Source organism: Oleiphilus sp. HI0123 (genome assembly GCF_001635315.1).
On record NZ_LWGE01000448.1, the window covers coordinates 1 to 291 of the forward strand.

Here is a 291-nt window from a genome sequence, read left to right on the forward strand (position 1 = left end):
CGTTATACGAACCAACATGAAACAGAGAAACAAACCTAGCCTTTGGCTTTTCAAGAACACCTTATTAACTCTATTCACCTTACTCATCTCATTTCAAGTCTCTGCCGGGCTAGTGCTGAACCCTCAGCGCATCGTGTTACAAGACCGAGAAAGAAGTGCAAGCCTGGACTTGCTAAACACTGATGATAAAGCAGGACGATACCAAATATACTTTGAGCATAAGTATATGAAAGAAGACGGTAGTATCGTTGACATAGAAAACCCGGAACAAGGTGGGCCCTATGCAGGCGA

At 43.6% G+C, this 291-nt stretch carries 1 protein-coding gene; it reads left to right on the top strand.

The window, feature by feature from the left end; translation table 11 throughout:
• Nucleotides 1–16: 16 nt before the first annotated feature.
• A partial coding sequence (locus A3761_RS04225) for a hypothetical protein (RefSeq protein WP_197472812.1) occupies nucleotides 17–291 on the top strand: 275 nt, incomplete at its 3' end.